The organism is Pseudomonas sp. MPB03, assembly GCF_046605385.1.
Lineage (GTDB): Bacteria > Pseudomonadota > Gammaproteobacteria > Pseudomonadales > Pseudomonadaceae > Aquipseudomonas > Aquipseudomonas zanjanensis.
The window spans coordinates 3,587,897-3,605,758 of the sequence record NZ_CP176770.1 but is presented as its reverse complement, the minus strand read 5'-3'; the positions used below and the strand labels follow the sequence as shown (position 1 = coordinate 3,605,758).

12 protein-coding genes are annotated in these 17,862 nt (G+C 62.2%); 9 read left to right on the top strand and 3 right to left on the bottom strand.

Annotated features, from left to right (window positions below; all coding sequences use genetic code 11):
• Nucleotides 1-135 precede the first annotated feature (135 nt).
• The gene (locus ACLH0I_RS15920; protein WP_411384717.1) at nt 136-1,989 is read left to right on the top strand and encodes a polyurethanase; all 1,854 of its coding nucleotides are present in this window, start codon (nt 136-138) and stop codon (nt 1,987-1,989) included.
• A 177-nt stretch (nt 1,990-2,166) separates the two neighbouring features.
• Here the strand turns inward: ACLH0I_RS15920 and ACLH0I_RS15915 are convergent, their stop codons facing one another.
• On the bottom strand, nt 2,167-2,391 hold the full coding sequence (locus ACLH0I_RS15915; protein ID WP_186706770.1) for a YgdI/YgdR family lipoprotein: 225 nt from the start codon (nt 2,389-2,391) through the stop codon (nt 2,167-2,169).
• A 223-nt stretch (nt 2,392-2,614) separates the two neighbouring features.
• On the opposite strand from ACLH0I_RS15915, the gene ACLH0I_RS15910 reads away from it, so the two are divergent.
• From ACLH0I_RS15910 to ACLH0I_RS15900, 3 genes are all read left to right on the top strand, one after another.
• Nucleotides 2,615-4,345: a VRR-NUC domain-containing protein gene (locus tag ACLH0I_RS15910; protein ID WP_411384716.1), complete on the top strand. Its 1,731-nt coding sequence runs from the start codon at nt 2,615-2,617 to the stop codon at nt 4,343-4,345.
• Entirely contained in the window at nt 4,342-6,672 is a 2,331-nt protein-coding gene (locus tag ACLH0I_RS15905) for an ATP-dependent DNA helicase (protein WP_411384715.1), read from the top strand. The genes ACLH0I_RS15910 and ACLH0I_RS15905 overlap by 4 nt, the downstream gene beginning before the upstream one ends.
• Before the next feature lie 165 nt (nt 6,673-6,837).
• Nucleotides 6,838-8,766 carry a PAS domain-containing sensor histidine kinase gene (locus tag ACLH0I_RS15900; RefSeq protein ID WP_250966042.1) on the top strand — a complete coding sequence of 643 codons (1,929 nt, stop codon included), beginning with the start codon at nt 6,838-6,840 and terminating at the stop codon, nt 8,764-8,766.
• A gap of 131 nt (nt 8,767-8,897) precedes the next feature.
• Here ACLH0I_RS15900 and ACLH0I_RS15895 read toward each other — a convergent pair whose 3' ends face one another.
• Nucleotides 8,898-9,128, bottom strand: coding sequence for a hypothetical protein (locus tag ACLH0I_RS15895; RefSeq protein WP_186706776.1), 231 nt, complete (start codon nt 9,126-9,128; stop codon nt 8,898-8,900).
• 153 nt (nt 9,129-9,281) lie between these two features.
• Here ACLH0I_RS15895 and ACLH0I_RS15890 point away from each other — a divergent pair, with 153 nt between their 5' ends.
• Entirely contained in the window at nt 9,282-9,818 is a 537-nt protein-coding gene (locus tag ACLH0I_RS15890) for a hypothetical protein (protein ID WP_411384714.1), read from the top strand.
• A gap of 177 nt (nt 9,819-9,995) precedes the next feature.
• On the opposite strand, the gene ACLH0I_RS15885 is transcribed toward ACLH0I_RS15890, so the two are convergent.
• Nucleotides 9,996-11,333, bottom strand: a complete 1,338-nt coding sequence (locus ACLH0I_RS15885; RefSeq protein WP_411384713.1) for a cation:proton antiporter — start codon at nt 11,331-11,333, stop codon at nt 9,996-9,998.
• 320 nt (nt 11,334-11,653) lie between these two features.
• On the opposite strand from ACLH0I_RS15885, the gene ACLH0I_RS15880 reads away from it, so the two are divergent.
• Genes ACLH0I_RS15880 through ligD form a run of 4 tightly spaced genes read left to right on the top strand, consistent with a single transcriptional unit; the run spans nt 11,654 to nt 17,810 of the window.
• A complete protein-coding gene (locus ACLH0I_RS15880; protein WP_411384712.1) occupies nt 11,654-13,039 on the top strand; it encodes an iron-containing redox enzyme family protein in 1,386 nt (461 codons plus the stop codon).
• 10 nt (nt 13,040-13,049) lie between these two features.
• Nucleotides 13,050-14,063 (top strand): methyltransferase, encoded by a 1,014-nt coding sequence (locus ACLH0I_RS15875; protein WP_411384711.1) that lies wholly within the window; start codon nt 13,050-13,052, stop codon nt 14,061-14,063.
• Complete coding sequence (locus ACLH0I_RS15870; RefSeq protein WP_411384710.1) at nt 14,035-15,198, top strand: carboxylate-amine ligase; 1,164 nt, start codon at nt 14,035-14,037, stop codon at nt 15,196-15,198. Before ACLH0I_RS15875 ends, ACLH0I_RS15870 begins: the two co-directional genes overlap by 29 nt.
• On the top strand, nt 15,195-17,810 hold the full coding sequence (gene ligD / locus ACLH0I_RS15865; protein WP_411384709.1) for a DNA ligase D: 2,616 nt from the start codon (nt 15,195-15,197) through the stop codon (nt 17,808-17,810). Before ACLH0I_RS15870 ends, ligD begins: the two co-directional genes overlap by 4 nt.
• The last annotated feature ends 52 nt before the right edge of the window (nt 17,811-17,862 follow it).

Sequence of the window (17,862 nt, the reverse complement as noted above, 5' to 3'; positions counted from 1 at the left end):
TGACCGGATCAACCTGGCACACCGCGACAACCGTGTTGGGGCTGCTGCGCAGCCCAGCGGGAGCAAGCTCCCTCGCCACAATGATCCTCCATCAGATGGTTTTAGCATTCCAACAACAAAAAGAGAGCAACCACCATGGGTATCTACGACTACAAGAACTTCGGCACCACCGAATCCAAGGCACTGGTCAGCGACGCAATGGCGATCATGCTGTATTCCTACCACAACCTCGACCACGGCTTTGCCGCCGGGTACCAGCACAACGGCTTCGGTGCCGGCCTGCCGGCGACCCTGGTCACCGCGCTGTTGGGGGGCACCGATTCCCAAGGGGTGATTCCTGGCGTGCCGTGGAATCCCGATTCGGAAAAACTCGCCTTGGAAGCCGTTCAGAAAGCTGGTTGGACACCCATCAGCGCCGAGCAACTGGGCTACGCCGGCAAGGTGGATGCTCGTGGGACGTTCTTTGGCGAAAAGGCTGGCTACACCACCGCGCAGGTCGAGATCCTTGGCAAATACGACGCAACGGGGCAGTTGCAGGAAATCGGCGTGTCGTTTCGCGGCACCAGTGGCCCTCGGGAAAACCTGATTGGCGATTCCATTGGCGACGTGATCAACGACCTGATGGCCGCGCTGGGCCCCAAGGATTATGCGAAAAACTACGCCGGCGAAGCCTTTGGCAGCCTGCTGGAGAATGTCGCGAAGTTTGCCCAGGCCCATGGGCTCACGGGCGCGGACGTGCTGGTCAGCGGCCACAGCCTGGGTGGGCTGGCGGTCAACAGCCTGGCGGACTTGAGCTACCAGCAATGGTCAGGCTTCTATGCCGATGCCAATTACATCGCCTACGCCTCGCCGACCCAGAGTAGCACCGACAAAGTCTTGAACATCGGCTACGAGAACGATCCGGTGTTCCGCGCCCTGGACGGCTCGACGTTCAACCTCGCCTCGGTGGGTGTGCACGATGGGCAACAGGAATCCGCCACCAACAACATCGTCAGTTTCAATGACCACTACGCTTCGGCGGCCTGGAACGTGTTGCCGTTTTCCATCCTCAACATCCCCACCTGGATTTCCCACCTGCCCAGCGGCTACAGCGATGGCATGGGCCGGATCATGGACTCGGCGTTCTACGACCTCACCGAAAAAGACTCCACCATCATTGTCGCCAACCTGTCGGACCCTGCGCGCGCCGACACCTGGGTGCAGGACCTCAACCGCAACGCTGAAACCCACACCGGTAGCACGTTCATCATCGGCAGCGATAGCAACGACCTGATCCAGGGCGGCCAGGGCAGCGACTACCTGGAAGGGCGCGGCGGCAACGATACGTTCCGCGATGGCGGTGGCTACAACGTGATACTGGGCGGGCAGGGCAGCAACAGTCTGCAGTTGCAGCAGTCGGTGAAGGATTTCAGTTTCGCCCATGACGGCGCCGGGACGCTGTACGTGCGCGATGCCCATGGCGGGATCAGCGTCACCCGCGACATCGGCACCTTGGTCAGTAAGGAGTCCGGATTGTTCTGGGGGCTGCTCAAGGATGAGGTGAACCACAGCGTCACCGCCAACGGCTTGATGGCCGGCGCCAAGCTGACGGCCTATGCGTCATCGGTCAAGGGCAGCGCGGCCAGCGACACCCTGGTGGCGGGTGCGAAGGGGGACTGGCTGTTTGGCCTGGACGGCAACGACGTGCTGGTAGGCGGCGCGGGTCACGACACCTTCGTCGGCGGTGCGGGCAATGACCTGATGCAAGCGGGCGGTGGCGGTGACACCTTCCTGTTCAACGGCTCGTTTGGCCAGGACCGGATCACGGGGTATGAGGCGGGGGACAAACTGGTGTTCCTCGGTGTGCCGGGCGCCGGGACAGGTCATGACGACAGCGAGTACCTGTCACAGGTGGGCAATGACACGCTGCTCAAGGTCGGTGACAGTTCCGTGACCCTGGTGGGGGTTGGTCTCGATCGGGTTGGCGGCGACGGGATCGTGTTCGCCTGATATCGCTATCGCGAGCAAGCTCGCTCCCACAGTGGGGGTTCGGAGTGTATGCAGGATTTGTGTTCACCACCAGCTTCCACAGTGGATTATGGGTGGATGCAGCATTTGTGTTCACCACCGAGCCTTTGTGGGAGCGAGCTTGCTCGCGATGGCGGCCTACCAGGCGAATCACTGGAATCAGTCTTCCTTGCGAATGGTGGCCACATCATCGGCGCGGACCCGGACTTGTCTGCCGGAAATATCCTCGAACTCATAGAAACCATCGACGGTGCGGGTGTTGGGGGTGTCCTTGGTCAAATATTGGGTGCCGTTCTGCAAAGTCACCACCGTGGGCGACGCGCAGCCAGCCAGCGCCATAAATGCCACGGCAACCAGGGGCAGGCCCACAAACTTCATGTTCATAACCATAACCTCTCAAATCCAAAGGACACGGAGCAGCTGATTCGACCGCGCCATCATCTTAGTCAACCGCCATTGGTCTCGCTTACCGTAGGAAAGTTCATCGCTAGCTGAAGGATTTCACCTTAAATATAGGAGACCGTTCATCTTTTGCGGTTGCCTGGCTGGTTTACAGCTGTTATCTGTATGCATAACCAGTACCTCGACATCCTTGGCGTTTCTTTCCGTGGCAACCCGTTCTCTCGACGATCCGTTTTACTACCTGAACAACTTCCAGCAAGTGCTGGCGTGGTTGACCCAGCGTTATGCCGATGTGCTCAGCAGCGCAGAGCAGCGCTTCATCAACGATTTCGCGGCGCTACCCCGTGCCTCCCAAGGCTTGCTGGTGCGGATGGTGATGCGCAAAGGGCTACGGTTCCGTCATAACAAGCTCAACTATCCGGAAATCGGCGACATTGGCGTCGCCGTCGAGCCATTGCTGGCGCTGGGTTGGGTCGAGGAACAGGCCCCGGTCGGGCTCGTCGAACTGTTCGAGGTGTTGCTCAAGGTGGAAATCCTCCAGTGCCTGGGCCACCTGATCGAGCACCCCAAGGCCAAAAAGACCGAATGGCTCCAGGCCCTGGAGGATCACTCCAACCCACCTCAACCGTTCCGTGCCTGGTGTCCGCAGCTCGATGATCGGCTGTACAGCCTGACGATCATGGACCTGTGCGACAGGCTGCGCTTGATGTTCTTTGGCAACCTTTACCAGGACTGGTCGGAATTTGTCCTGGCGGACCTGGGCATCTTCACCTACGAAACCGTCGAATTCAGCACCGAGTCACGGGGCTTGCGCAGCCGCGAAGACGTCGATGCCTGCCTGTTCCTGCACGACTGCCAACTGCGCTTCGAAGCCGGCGAGCCCGTGGAAGAGATCGTCGCCCAGGTCAACGACCTGTCCCTGGATAATCCATGGCTGGAACGGCGCCGGGGCAAGTTGTTGTTCCAGATCGGCCAGTACGGCGAGCGCATCGGCGATTTCGCCTTGGCCTTGTGCATCTATCGCGATTGCACCTACCCAGGCGCGCGGCTGCGGAGGGTCCGGGTGCTGGAGCGCATGGGCGAATATGCCTTGGCCCTTGAACTGGGTGAGGCGGCGGCACAGGCACCGCAAAGCGCTGCTGAAACCCAGGCGTTGCTGCGGATCGTGCCTCGCCTGCGGCGCAAGCTGGGCGGCCCGCCAGTGCCACGGACAATCGCCCGGGAAGTGGAGCGCCTGGACTTGCATCTGCCTCGCGTCGACCCAGGCTTATCGGTGGAATACCACGTCCAGGCCCATCTGCACGACGAAACCGCGCCGGTGCATTACGTCGAGAACAGCCTGATCAATTCGCTGTTCGGCCTGTTGTGCTGGCCGGCGATCTTCGCGCCGTTGCCGGGCGCGTTTTTCCATCCGTTCCAGCGCGGGCCGGTCGATCTGCTCAACGAGGACTTCCATGCCCGTCGCGCCGAGTTGTTCGCGGTCTGCCTGGCGGAGTTGGACGACGGTCGCTATCGACAGACCATCGGCCGCCGTTACGCCGAAAAGTGGGGCGTGCAATCGCCGTTCGTGTTCTGGGGCGCGTTGTCCGAACCGTTGCTGGAACAGGCCCTCGATTGCCTGCCGGCCGAACATCTCAAGCACTGGTTCCAGCGCCTGCTGCTGGACATCAAGGCCAACCGCGCCGGTATGCCGGACCTGATTCAGTTCTGGCCGCAGCTCAAGACCTACCGCATGATCGAAGTCAAAGGCCCCGGTGATCGCCTGCAAGACAACCAACTGCGCTGGCTGGAGTTCTGTCATGAGCACCAGATGCCCGTTGCCGTTTGTTATGTGCAATGGGCGGAGTCCGCCATTGCGAGCGAGCTCGCTCCCACAGGCGCTGAGTTGCCACAAATCGAATGTGGGAGCGAGCTTGCTCGCGATGGGGCCGCATGAACCCTGCACCGAGCTACAGCATCGCCGTGCGGGCGCTGTGTGAGTTCACCGCCAAGGTGGGCGACCTGGACCTGCGCTTCACGCCGTCGCCCACGGCCCTGGAAGGCATTGCCGGCCACCGCACCGTCGCTTCGCGGCGCAGCGAGGGGTATCAGGCTGAAGTGGCCCTCGAAGGTCATTACCAGACACTGAAAGTCAAAGGCCGGGCCGACGGCTATGACCCGGCCCACCAGTGCCTTGAAGAAGTGAAGACCTACCGGGGCGACCTGAGCAAACAGCCGGCCAACCACCGCCAGTTGCACTGGGCCCAGGCGAAAATCTATGGCTGGCTGATGTGCCAGAAGCTGCAGTTGCCGCACATCGACGTGGCCCTGGTGTATTTCGACATCGTCAGCGAAAAGGAAACCCGCTTCGCGCAACGCTTCGAGGCACCACAGCTGCAAGCCTTTTTCGAGGAACAATGCGCGGCGTTCCTGGCCTGGGCCGAGCAGGAAATGGCCCATCGACAGGCGCGTAACCTCGGCGCCCAGGCGCTGGTATTTCCCCATGCGGGTTTCAGGCCGGGGCAACGGCACTTGGCCGAATCGGTATTCAAGGCGGTCAGCACCGGCCGCTGCCTGATGGCCCAGGCGCCCACCGGCATCGGCAAGACCGTTGGCACCTTGTTCCCGATGCTCAAGGCCCTGGCGCCGCAGCAATTGGACAAGGTCTACTTCCTCACGGCGAAAACCCCGGGACGCAAGCTGGCCCTGGACGCGGCGCGCGTGATCATCGACAGCGCGCCGTCGATGCCGTTGCGGGTGCTGGAAATGATCGCCCGGGACAAGGCCTGCGAACACCCGGACAAAGCCTGCCATGGCGAATCCTGCCCGCTGGCCCTTGGATTTTATGACCGCCTGCCGGGCGCCCGGGCAGCGGCGAGTCGGGTCGCCATGCTCGATCAGGCGGCGTTGCGCGAGATTGCCCTGGCCCACGAGGTATGCCCGTATTACCTGAGCCAGGAAATGGCCCGTTGGACCGACGTGGTAGTCGCCGACTACAACTGTTACTTCGACTTCAGTGCCTTGCTCTTTGGCCTGGCCCAGGCCAATAACTGGACCGTCGCGACCCTGGTGGACGAGGCGCATAACCTGGTGGAGCGCGGACGGCAGATGTACAGCGCGACCCTCGACCAGGCCACGTTGAGCAGTGTGCGCAAGACCGCCCCCGAAGCGCTGAAGAAATCCCTGGAACGGGTCAATCGCCAGTGGAACGCTTTGCATGCGCCCCAGGTGGCGGCCTACCAGGCCTATGAAAAACTTCCGGAAAAGCTGCTCCAGGCCCTGGCCACCTGCACCACGGCGATTGGCGATTACCTCAACGATCACCCCCAGGGCCTGGACAGCGCACTGCAGGCGTTCTACTTCGATGCCTTGCAGTTCGGTCGGGTGGCGGAGACCTTCGACGAGCACTTCCTGTTCGACATCCACAAGCGTGAGCTCGGCCGCCAGCGCAGCCTGTCGACGCTGTGCCTGCGCAATGTGGTGCCGGCCGCATTCCTGCGGCCCAGGTTGACGGCGGCCCGCAGCACCGTGCTGTTCTCGGCGACCCTGAGCCCTCGGCATTACTACGCGGATTTGCTGGGGACGCCGGGCGACACGGTGTGGATCGACGTGGAGTCGCCGTTCAAGGCCGAGCAGTTGGACGTACAGGTTGTCAGCCGTATTTCCACCCGTTTTGCCCATCGCCAGGCGTCCCTGGAGCCGATCGTCACGTTGATGGCCCGCCAGTTCAGCGAGCGCCCGGGCAATTACCTGGCTTTTTTCAGCAGCTTCGATTACTTGCAGCAAGTGGCCGGGCTGTTTGCCGAGCGATACCCACGGATCGACCTCTGGACGCAATCGCGGGGCATGGGCGAAGCCCCTCGGCAGGCGTTTCTCGAACGCTTCATGGAGCACAGCCAGGGCATTGGTTTTGCGGTGCTGGGCGGGGCGTTCGGGGAGGGCATCGACTTGCCGGGCTCACGCCTGATCGGCGCCTTTATTGCCACCTTGGGGCTGGCGCAGTTCAACCCGGTCAATGAGCAGATGAAACAGCGCATGGCGGCGATTTTTGGCGACGGCTACGATTACACCTACTTGTATCCGGGATTGCAAAAAGTCGTACAGGCGGCCGGCCGGGTCATCCGTACCCAGCAGGATCGCGGGGCAGTGATGCTGATCGACGATCGGTTTGGCGAGGCCAGGGTGCAGCAACTGTTGCCGCGTTGGTGGTCGGTCACCCCGGAAACACAGTGTGCACCCTGCGGGAGCGAGCTTGCTCGCGATAGCGGTCTGTCAGTGACATGAAGACTGGCTGATAAACCGCCATCGCGAGCAAGCTCGCTCCCACAGGGAACTGAGTAGGATTCGGGTTTGTGAGCTGTCTGGAGAGCTGCTGATCACTCAATCATTTTTCCTGACGCCAGACTTGCTCCATAATCCGCAAAAAATCCACACGGATGCCCCGGCCAGATGCTCGAGAATGACCCAAAGACCCCGCTCATCAACGAGGAACAGCGCTTTCGCTTGCTCATCGATGCGGTGGTCGACTATGCCATCTACATGACCGACCCTTCGGGCATCATCACCAGCTGGAACTCCGGTGCCAGGCGTTTCAAGGGCTACGAGGAAGCCGAAATCCTTGGCCAGCATTTCTCCCGGTTCTACACCGACCAGGACCGCGCCGCCGGCCTGCCGCAACGGGCGCTGGACACGGCCGTGCGCGAGGGGCGTTTCGAAGGCGAGGGCTGGCGGGTGCGCAAGGACGGCACGCTGTTCTGGTCCCATGTGGTGATCGATCCGATCATCGACAGCCAGAGTGGCATCTTGCTCGGCTTCGCCAAGATCACCCGCGACCTGACCGACCGCAAGATGGCCGAGGAAACCCTCAAGCAAAGCGAGCAGCAATTTCGCCTGCTGGTGCAAAGCGTCACTGATTACGCCATCTACATGCTCGACCCGGAAGGCCAGGTCACCAACTGGAACCAGGGGGCACAGCGGATCAAGGGCTATCTGCCGGTGGAGGCTATCGGCCGGCATTTCTCGATGTTCTACACCCCCGAGGATCGCGATGCCGGCGAACCGCAGCGGGCGTTGAGCATCGCTGCCAGCGAAGGACGCTTCGAGAAAAAAGGCTGGCGGATGCGCAAGGACGGCACGCGCTTCATGGCCCACGTGGTCATCGATGCGATTCGCAGCGACACCGGCACGCTGTTGGGTTTCGCCAAGATCACCCGCGACATCACCGATGCCACCCAGGCCCAGCAGGCTCTTGAACAGGCCCGCGAGGCGTTGTTTCAATCCCAGAAATTGCAAGCCATCGGCCAGCTCACCGGGGGGATTGCCCATGATTTCAATAACCTGTTGACGGTGATCCTTGGCAATCTGGAAATCGTGCGCAAGCGCATGCCCAGCGAGCCGAAACTCACCCAATTGCTGGAAAACGCGACTCAGGGCGCGCTGCGCGGGGTTTCGCTGACCCAACGCATGCTGGCGTTTGCCCGTCGGCAGAAACTGACCTACGAATCGGTCGAGCTGTCGGCCCTGGTGCAGGGCATCAGCGGATTGCTGCAAAGCTCCCTGGGCCCGTCGATCCACATCCAGGCCCGTTTCGACGAGGCGCTGTCGCCGGTGCTGGCGGATGTCAACCAATTGGAACTGGCGATTCTCAACCTGGCGACCAATGCCCGGGACGCCATGCCCCATGGCGGCCAGATCATCATCGCCGCCGATGAGCGGCAAGGGGCCGATGCCGCGCCGGACAAGCCGATGGCCCCCGGGCGCTACATTTGCCTGACGATAACCGATGAGGGCGAGGGCATGGACGAAGCCACGCTGGCTTCGGCTGTGGATCCGTTCTTCACCACCAAGGGCGTCGGCAAGGGCACCGGCCTCGGCTTGTCGATGGTGCATGGCTTGGCGGAGCAGTTGGGTGGCCGCCTGACGCTCAAGAGCCAGAAAGGTGTCGGTACCACCGCCGAACTGTGGTTGCCAGTGGCCGGCGATTCGGCCCCTGGTAAAGCGGCGATCGAGGAAGCGGCGCCGCCGGTCCATGAATTGAAAGTGCTGGTGGTCGACGATGACAGCCTGGTGCTGACCAGCACGCGCCTGTTGATCGAAGACCTGGGGCACCGAGTCCTTTGCGCGCCGTCGGGGGCCCAGGCGCTGGAACTGTATGAGCGCAACCTGGACATCGACCTGGTGATCACCGACATGGCCATGCCGCAGATGGACGGCGCGCAGTTGGCGAAAGTGTTGCGCGACCGCCAACCGAGCCTGCCCATCATCCTGGCCACCGGTTATGCCGAACGCCTGGAAGGTTTCGCCGCGCAACTGCCTCGGTTGATCAAGCCGTTCAAGCAGATTGACCTGATGCAGATCATTGGGCAGACGATGAAATAGCCAGGAAGGTAGTTGTCTCCTGTGGCGAGGGAGCTTGCTCCCGCTGGGCTGCGAAGCGGCCCCAAAAGCAGGCGAGCGCTACGCGCCCGAGCGGGAGCAAGTTCCCTCGCCACAAGAGCAGCCGCCTTCGCCTATTCGGTGTTTTTCTTGAACCCACGCAAATTCATCGCACACAGGCAAAACTGCAACACGATCAGCGCATACGCATCGGTATGCAGCCCCCAGATCACCCACAGAATGTTGCTCGCGATAAAACAACTGAAGCCCGCCACTCGACGTCGGGGTTGGCGTGAGCCGATCAGCCAGGCGGCCAGCACCGTCACGAGCATCGCTGGCCATTGCACCCATCCAAGATAATCCACGCAAACCGTCCTCTTGCCCTTACGCATTAGAGACCTTTGCCGTTGGGCAGCGTTTCCTCGGATTTCGCCGCACCTGTGGTCCATTGGCTTGAACTTGCCGCGGGCCGGATTCTTCTAATGAGTCCGAATCATCACCGAGGCACAACCTGCGCAATGCCCAGAATACTCACCGGGCCAACCCCGGAAGAAGAACTGACGGAACACAACGCCAAACTGTTCGGCTCGCCCAAGGAACGGCTGGATTTCTACCGCCGGGAGATCCAATACGAAACCAGCATCCTGGCCAACCGAACCGATGCTTACCTGGCCGCCCAATCCTTCCTGGTGATCGCCTTCGCCTCGTGCATGGCCAACCTGAACCCGGAGTGGGGCAAGTTGTTCACGCTGATCGTGCCGCCATTCCTGGCCTTGCTGGGGTTCTTGAGTTCGCTCAACGCCTGGCCGGGCATCAAGGCGGCCTACGAGATCATCGATCACTGGCATTTCAAGCAGAGCGAACTATTGCGCGCCGAGCCCCTGATGGGCCTGGCCTATGACGAATCGCCCTTGTTCAGCGAGCGCGAATCGACCCACAAGGGGTACCGCAAGTCATTGCTGTTCTCGCTGCGTACACCGTGGATCTTCGCCACGTTCTGGGTGTTGCTGGGGGCGTATTCGGTTTATATCCAAGTAAGCGATCCTGGCGGTTAAGCAAACCCTTTGAAGTCGGGCATCATTGTGGCGAGGGGATTTATCCCCGCTGGGCGTGAAGCGGCCCCTCTCATTCAACCTGATACACCGAAGCGTCAACTCCATGGGGGGCCGCTTCGCGCCCCAGCGGGGATAAATCCCCTCGCCACAACAGCGTTCATCTCCTGCCACAGTGGCTCAACGCGGATGCTTGCGGCGCTCGTACCATGCCAGGGTCGGCTGGGTCGTGACCCCATGAATCAAAATACTCAAGGCCACCACCGACAGGGTGAGGTTGATGCACAGTTGCGCCACGCCTGGCGGCAGGTCATGGTTCAAGGCGAAAAACAGATAGAACAGGCTGCCGACCCCGCGAATGCCAAACCAGCCGATCAGCAGCCGTTGCGGTCCGTCGAGCAATCGCCGCCAGGGCACCACCAGCACACTCAACGGGCGAATCACGACAAACAGCAGGGCGCCGACCGCCAAGGCTCGCCAATCCCAATGGTTGGCCAGCACGACCCCCAGCAACGTCACCAGGAACACCTCCATCGACCGTTCCACCAGACTGCCGAACGCCAGCATGTCGCTCATCATGACCCCGGCGGCCAGTTGGCCATCGTCCAGCGACTCGGTATCCCCTGCGACGGCTTGTTGGGGATCGACGGTTTCGTGGCCCACCACCGGTTGCACCAGGTGCTCCGCCGGCGGTGCCGTTTCATCGGTGGATTTGACCTCGGCCTGACGCAGCCCCAGCCCGGCGGCGAATACCGAGAGAAAACCGTAGCCCTGGATCCACTCGGCCACGACGTAAGCCAGGGCAATCAGCGCCAGGGCCAGATAGTCGTTGGGCGACAAGGTGCTGTCGGCATTCCTGATGCGCATCGACAAGGTCAACTTGCCGATGCCACGGCCCATCCAGTAGCCGACCAGCAGACCGGCCGGCACGGCCCACAGGACGTTGCGCAGCAACCATTCACCGAGGAAACCGCTGCCGTCTTCACGAAGCATCAACAGGCCGAGGATCACGAAGGGAAACGCCGTGCCGTCGTTCAGTCCCGCTTCGCCCGAGAGGCCGAACCGCACCCGGTCGTCATCCCGGGCATCGTTGACCTGGACCAACGCCGCCAGCACCGGATCGGTGGGCGCCAGCATCGCGCCGATCAGCATCGACACGCCCCAACTCAGGCCCAACAGATAGTGCAGTGCCAGGCACAGGCCGGCGATGCACAGGATCATCACCGGCCCGGCCAGCCCGTAGGCCACGCGCCAGGTCCGGTCGTTGAGGGGCAGGCGCAACTTGAGGCCGCTGACGAACAGCGAAAACACCACCGCGACTTCCGTGAGGTGTTCCATCCACACCGACGAGTCGCTGATGTCCAGCCTCAGCACGCCCAACCCCAGCGGCCCGATGGCAACGCCCAACACCAGGCACATCGCCGAGGTGGTGACCGGCATCCAGCGCAGATAAGAGGCGGTCAGGGCCAGGGTCAGCAACACCGCACCGAGCACCGCGACCCATACTGTGAATGTCATCGTTGCTCCTTGGATAACCGGGTGCCGACTAACCGTGGCGAGGGAGCTTGCTCCCGCTCGAGTGCGAAGCGCTCGCGGCATTGGGGTCGCTTCGCGACCCAGCGGGAGCAAGCTCCCTCGCCACAACGGCGCTCTCGACATCTACAACTGGGTGGTTCTCAGCATTCGAGGGCTGAAGCGAAACGAGGGTTCCCATCATCTGCGCACCGCCCCGTTTATCCGCCTGCCGTTCAACCCAATGGAATTTTTCGCCGTTCCCAGCGCTCTGCAACAAAAGAGACGTTCTGATTCAGCGTCCGCCGAGAACCCAAGAGGCCCTTATGACTGCGCTGACACCCCTCCAATCCCGGCCAGCCACCGTGCACCCTGTCACCCATGGGGGACAGGTGCGCCAATGCTATGAGCGGCTGTTCCAAGGCCCTGACGACGCTGACAAGCAAGCCGTCGCCCAAGCCTTCCTCCAGCAATGCCTCGCGAAGGCTGCGGCGCTGCCCCAGGAGATGCCGGACGATCCCATGACGCTGTCGACCTGGGTCGAGCACCACAGCGCCGGCGTCGCCCGGCAATACGCGGATTACCTGGAACGGCGAAAAAGCGGCGGCCCGCGGGAGTTTTTCAGCAACAAGGCTCACGCCCTGTACTTCCTGCAAGCTGTTGCGCCGACCAAACGGGTGGACGGCGCCTGGCTGTATGGCGTGGTCAAGCATTGGCACGACCACCGTTTCGAAGGGTTGCTGTGCACCTACCTGGAAGAGCTGGGGGACGGTCATCCGTCACAGAACCACGTGGTGCTTTATCGCAAGCTGCTCGCCGAACACGACCTGTCGGACGCCCCGGACATCGACGATGACCTGTATCTGCAAGGCGCCGTGCAACTGGCCCTGGGTTATGCCGGCGACGAGTACCTGCCGGAGGTCATCGGCTACAACCTGGGCTACGAGCAATTGCCCCTGCATCTGCTGGTCAGTGCTTACGAGCTGAGCGAGCTGGACATCGATCCGTACTATTTCACCCTCCACGTCACCATCGACAACGCCAGCACCGGCCACGCCCACAAGGCCGTGCAGTCGCTGTTGCAACTGATGCCGATGGAAGCCGACCGGGAGGCCTTCTGGCAACGAGTCACGCTGGGTTATCGCCTCAATGACCTGGGGCAGGGCAGCCGGGCCATCATCGGCGCGTTCGACCTGGATCGCGAAGTGCTGGACATGCTCGAACGCAAGCGCCCGTTCGGCCAGCACATGCACTCCGACTACTGCAAGTTCGAAGGCAAGACCGTCAACCAGTGGCTTTCGGAACCGGGCCAGTTGCAAGGGTTCCTGGCCGCGATGCAAAACAAAGGCTGGATCAAGCGTCATGAAGATCCGCAAAACAGCCGTTTCTGGACACTGATCGATGGGCCCGGCGCGGCCATGTTCGGGGTGTTCAGCCCCTACGAAAAACAACTGCTGCACGACTGGATTGCCGGTGACTGGCGGAATGAGGGCGCGAAATCCGCTGCCCGGCGGGGTTCGGGCGCCGTGTGTGAGCCCGTGACGCCGATGGACGATCCCGATGTGCAAAGCCTGCAACAGGCCCTGCAAGGCCGCACGCCGGACGAGCAAATGCAGGCCCTGGTGCCCTGGCTTTGCGCCCGCTGCCACAGCCATCCGGCCGGACTGTTGGCGACTCGCCGGTTCATCGAACTCAAATCCGCACTTCGCTAGGGAGCCCTGCATGACTGAGGAAGCACGCCTGTCCGAACCGGACCTTGCGCTGTTGCAACTGGGCCGACGCCTTCAGGCGGACGGCTACCGTTTCATCACCCCGACGCCGTTGACCCACGAACGGGTCAACCAGCGTCCTGGCAATGAGCGTTCCAAGACCTTGCGGGACGTGTTTGGCTGGTCGCGGCCGTTTGCGCCGGGGCTGATCAGCGCCGACGAACAGCGGCAACTGCAAGACGCCCAAGTGCTGGAAGCATGCGATGGCTTGCTGTATAGCCGGGTGCGCTGGTCGAGCCTGGATGGCTTGCTGTTTGCCCATTCGCAATTTCCCACCCAGGCCAATGATGCGGTGTTTTTCGGCCCTGACAGCTACCGCTTCGCCCAACTGATCCATACTCATCTGCAGCAGAACTTCACCGCCGTGCAGCGCGCCGTGGACATCGGTTGCGGCGCCGGTGTCGGTGCCATCGTGATTGCCCGCGCCCGCCGTGAAGCGCAAGTGCTGGCCGTGGACATCAACCCTCAAGCCCTGCGCCTGTGCGCGGTGAACGCCGCGCTGGCGGAGGTGGCCAACGTCGAGGTCACCCGCAGCGACGTGCTGCAAGACGTGGTCGGCGACTTCGACCTGATCGTCGCCAACCCGCCGTACATGGCCGATCCCGCCGAGCGCGCCTATCGCCACGGTGGCGGAACATTGGGCGCCGGGCTGTCGCTGCGTATCGTCGAGCAGGCCTTGCCCCGGCTCACACCGGGCGGCTCGCTGGTGCTCTATACCGGCGTGGCGATGGTGGACGGACGCGACCCGTTCCTGGAAGCGCTGGGGCAGTGGCGTGACTCAGCGGATTTCGGCTGGACCTACAAGGAATTGGACCCGGACGTGTTCGGTGAGGAATTGCTCACGCCGGGTTATCAGGACGTGGAAAGGATCGCCGTGGTGGCGTTGGTTGTGACCCGCATTGGCGCAGGTCTCGGCGGGGCTATCGGAGGGACTATCGATGAACAGGCGCATGAAGTTCGGCGTTGAAGAGGAGTATTTCATCACTGATTTGCAAACCCGTTGCATGCCGGGTGAGCCCCCCGCGCAAGTGATCGCGGCGTGCCAGGCCGAGCTGGGCAAGCATTTCGCCCATGAAATGTTCCAATGCCAGGTGGAGATGGCCTCGCCCATCTTTCGCAGCCTGCCCGAAGCGGCCGATTACCTGGCCCAGGTGCGCAGCGGCCTGACCAAGCGCTTGGCCGAGCATGGCCTGGGCCTGCTCAGCGCGGGCTCGCATCCGATGGCCACCCAGGTGCTGCAGCCCACCGATGAGCTGCATTTCCAGCAATTGTTCGATGACTATCAGCGGGTGGCGCGGCGCAGCGTGCTTTCAGGCCTGCATGTACACGTAGAAGTGCCCGCGACCCAGGACCGGGTGCGGGTGATGAATGAGATCCTGCCGTGGTTGCCAATGTTCTTGGCCCTGAGCGCGTCGTCGCCATTCTGGAACGGTGGCAACAGTGGTTTCAGCAGCTATCGACAAGTCGCTTGCGATGAATGGCCGCGCATGGGCGTGCCGGAGTATTTCGAAGATGAGTCGGCGTTTGCCGGCTACGTGGACATGCTCATGCGCACCGGTTCCATTCGCCAAGCCAGCGATTGCTGGTGGGTGATACGACCTTCGTCACGTTATCCCACGCTGGAGCTGCGCATTTGCGATGCCTGCCCTCGGGCAGAGGACGTGCTGTGCCTGGTCTCGCTGTTTCGACTGATGGTGGCCCATGCCGTCACGCTGCGCCGGCCCGGCGCCCACTACAGCCAGATGTCCCAGTGGATCCTCAAGGAAAACCGCTGGCGGGCCAAGCGCCACGGGATTCTCGCGGAGTTTATCGTCGAGGGGCAGGAGCAACCGATGCTGATCGGTGAATGGCTCACCCTGGCGGAGCAGACCTTCGGTGAAACCGCTGCCGAGTTGGGCGTCCAGGACGTGTTCAAGCAGGCCCGCCGGATCGTCCAGGAAGGCTCCAGCGCCGATCGGCAGATCGTGCTCTACGAACAAGGCCTGCTGCTGGGTGATTCGGTCGAACAGGCCTTGAGCCGCGTGGTCGATCAGTTGCTCGCGGAAACCGCCGGGATACCGGTCGCCGATCCTGCGTTGCAGCAAGTGGCAGGTGGTCCATGAGCAGCAAGACCCTGGATGACTACAACCGCATGCGCGATTTCGCCGCCACCCCGGAGCCGGCGGCGAAACGCTCGCGAAAATCGGCAAAAAGCGCCCATGCCCTGCAGTTCTGCATTCAAAAGCACGATGCCACGCGGCTGCATTATGACTTCCGGCTGGAGCTGGACGGCGCGCTCAAGAGCTGGGCAGTGCCCAAGGGGCCCTCCCTGGACCCGAAAGCCAAGCGCTTGGCCGTGCACGTCGAAGATCATCCGCTGGATTACGCGACGTTCGAGGGCAGCATTCCCGAAGGCCACTACGGCGCCGGTGACGTGATCGTCTGGGACCGGGGCGTCTGGATTCCCCAAGGGGATCCCCACGAGGCCTATGAAAAAGGCCGGCTCAAGTTCGAGCTGCAAGGCGACAAGCTCAGCGGCCTGTGGAACCTGGTGCGTACCCACATGCCCGGCAAGCAGGAGCAATGGTTCCTGATCAAGCATCAGGACTCGGCCGCCCGCCCCGAGAGCGAATACGATGTGGTCCAGGCCGAGCCGGACAGCGTGCTCAGCGATCGCACCATCGTGCCCAAGCGCCGAGGCAAGGCCGCGGCGGCCAAAGCGGTGAAAAAACCGGAAAAAGCCGCCCAGCCAAAATCACCGAAACGCACCTCGAAAACCACCCTCAGCGGCGCAGTCGCCGGGCCGCTGCCGGAAACCCTCAAGCCGGAACTGGCGACGCTGGTGGAAAGCGCACCCGACGGCGAATGGCTCTATGAGATCAAGTTCGACGGTTACCGGGTCATGGCACGCATCGAAAACGGCGACGTCAGGCTGCTGACCCGCAACGGCCATGACTGGACCCACAAGTTGCCAAGACAGGCCGAGGCCTTGGCCGCGCTGGGGCTGGAATCGGCCTGGCTCGACGGCGAGATGGTGGTGGCCAACGAGGAGGGCGTGCCGGACTTCCAGGCCCTGCAAAATGCCTTCGAGGCCGGCAGCAGCGGCAAGATCGCCTATTACCTGTTCGACATGCCTTATCTCAATGGCATGGACTTGCGCAAAGTGCCGGTGCAAGAACGCCGGGCCGCATTGGCTGCGGTACTGGAGCCCAACGAAAGCCCCTTGCTGCGGTTTTCCGATGCGTTTGAGGAAACCCCCGATGCGCTGCTCAACAGCGCCTGCCAGATGAGGATGGAAGGGCTGATCGGCAAGCGCGTCGGCAGTGCCTATGTGTCCAGGCGCAGCAATGACTGGATCAAGCTCAAATGCAAGAATCGCCAGGAATTCGTGGTGGTGGGCTTCAGCGATCCCAAGGGCGCGCGAAGTGCCTTTGGTGCCTTGCTGCTGGGGCTGCACGATGCCGACAGCGGCCAGTTGCGTTACGCCGGCAAGGTCGGCACCGGATTCAACGAAACCACCCTTAAAAGCATCTACCAGCAGCTGTTGCCCCTGGAGACGAAAAAGCCCGCCGTGGTGAATCCGCCCACCGGCTACGAAGCCAAGGGCGTGCACTGGCTCGAACCGACGTTGTTGGCCGAGGTGGCTTTTGCCGAAATGACCAAGGAAGGCTCGGTGCGCCATGCGGTTTTCCATGGCTTGCGTGACGACAAGCCGGCCGAGGCCATTACCCAGGAGCTTGCCAAACCCGTGAAGAAAACCACCGCGACGAAGAAAACCAGCACCCAGGACGCGCCTGAAGCGACGCCGGCCAAGGGCAAGTCGAAGACAAAAGCCAAGACGCCGGCCATGGACGGCAAAGTGCGTATCACCCACCCGGACCGGGTCATCGACGCCAGCAGCGGCACCACCAAGCTGCAATTGGCCGAGTACTACGCCAGCGTGGCCGAATTCATCCTGCCGGAACTTGCGGAGCGCCCGGTGGCCCTGGTCAGGGCGCCGGAGGGCATCGCCGGAGAGCTGTTTTTCCAGAAGAACCCCGAGCGCCTGGCGATTCCCGGAATCACCAGCCTGGACAAGGAGCTGACCGGGCAGCCGGTGATGATCATCAACAACGCCGAAGCGCTGATCGGCGCGGTGCAGATGAGTACGGTGGAACTGCACACTTGGAATGCCACGGCCGTCGACCTGGACAAGCCCGACCGCTTCGTCCTCGACCTTGACCCGGACCCGGCGCTGCCCTGGAAAAGCATGGTCGAGGCGACGCAACTCACGTTATCGGTGCTCGATGAGCTGGGGCTCAAGGCGTTCCTCAAGACCAGCGGCGGCAAGGGCATCCATGTGGTGGTGCCGTTGACGCGCAAGCTGGGTTGGGATGAGGTGAAGGGCTTTAGCCATGCGATTGTCAGTCATATGGCCAAGTTGTTGCCGGACCGGTTTTCGGCGGTCTCCGGGCCGAAGAACCGGGTAGGGCGGATCTTTATCGATTATCTGCGCAATGGGCTGGGGGCTACCACCATCTGCGCGTATGCCGCTCGGACTCGGGAAGGGCTGCCGGTGTCGGTGCCGATTTTTCGAGAGGAGGTGGCTGAGCTCAAGGGGGCCAATCTTTGGAATGTGCACAATGTCCATGAGCGTCTGGCGGAGGTTGGGCACGAGCCTTGGGCTGGGCTTAAGAAGACCCGGCAGAGTATTACGGCTGAGATGCGTCGGCGTATTGGTATGAGGAAGATTTAAGGTATTGGGGTGTATATCCGTTACATCATGTGACTGAACCACCGCCATCGCG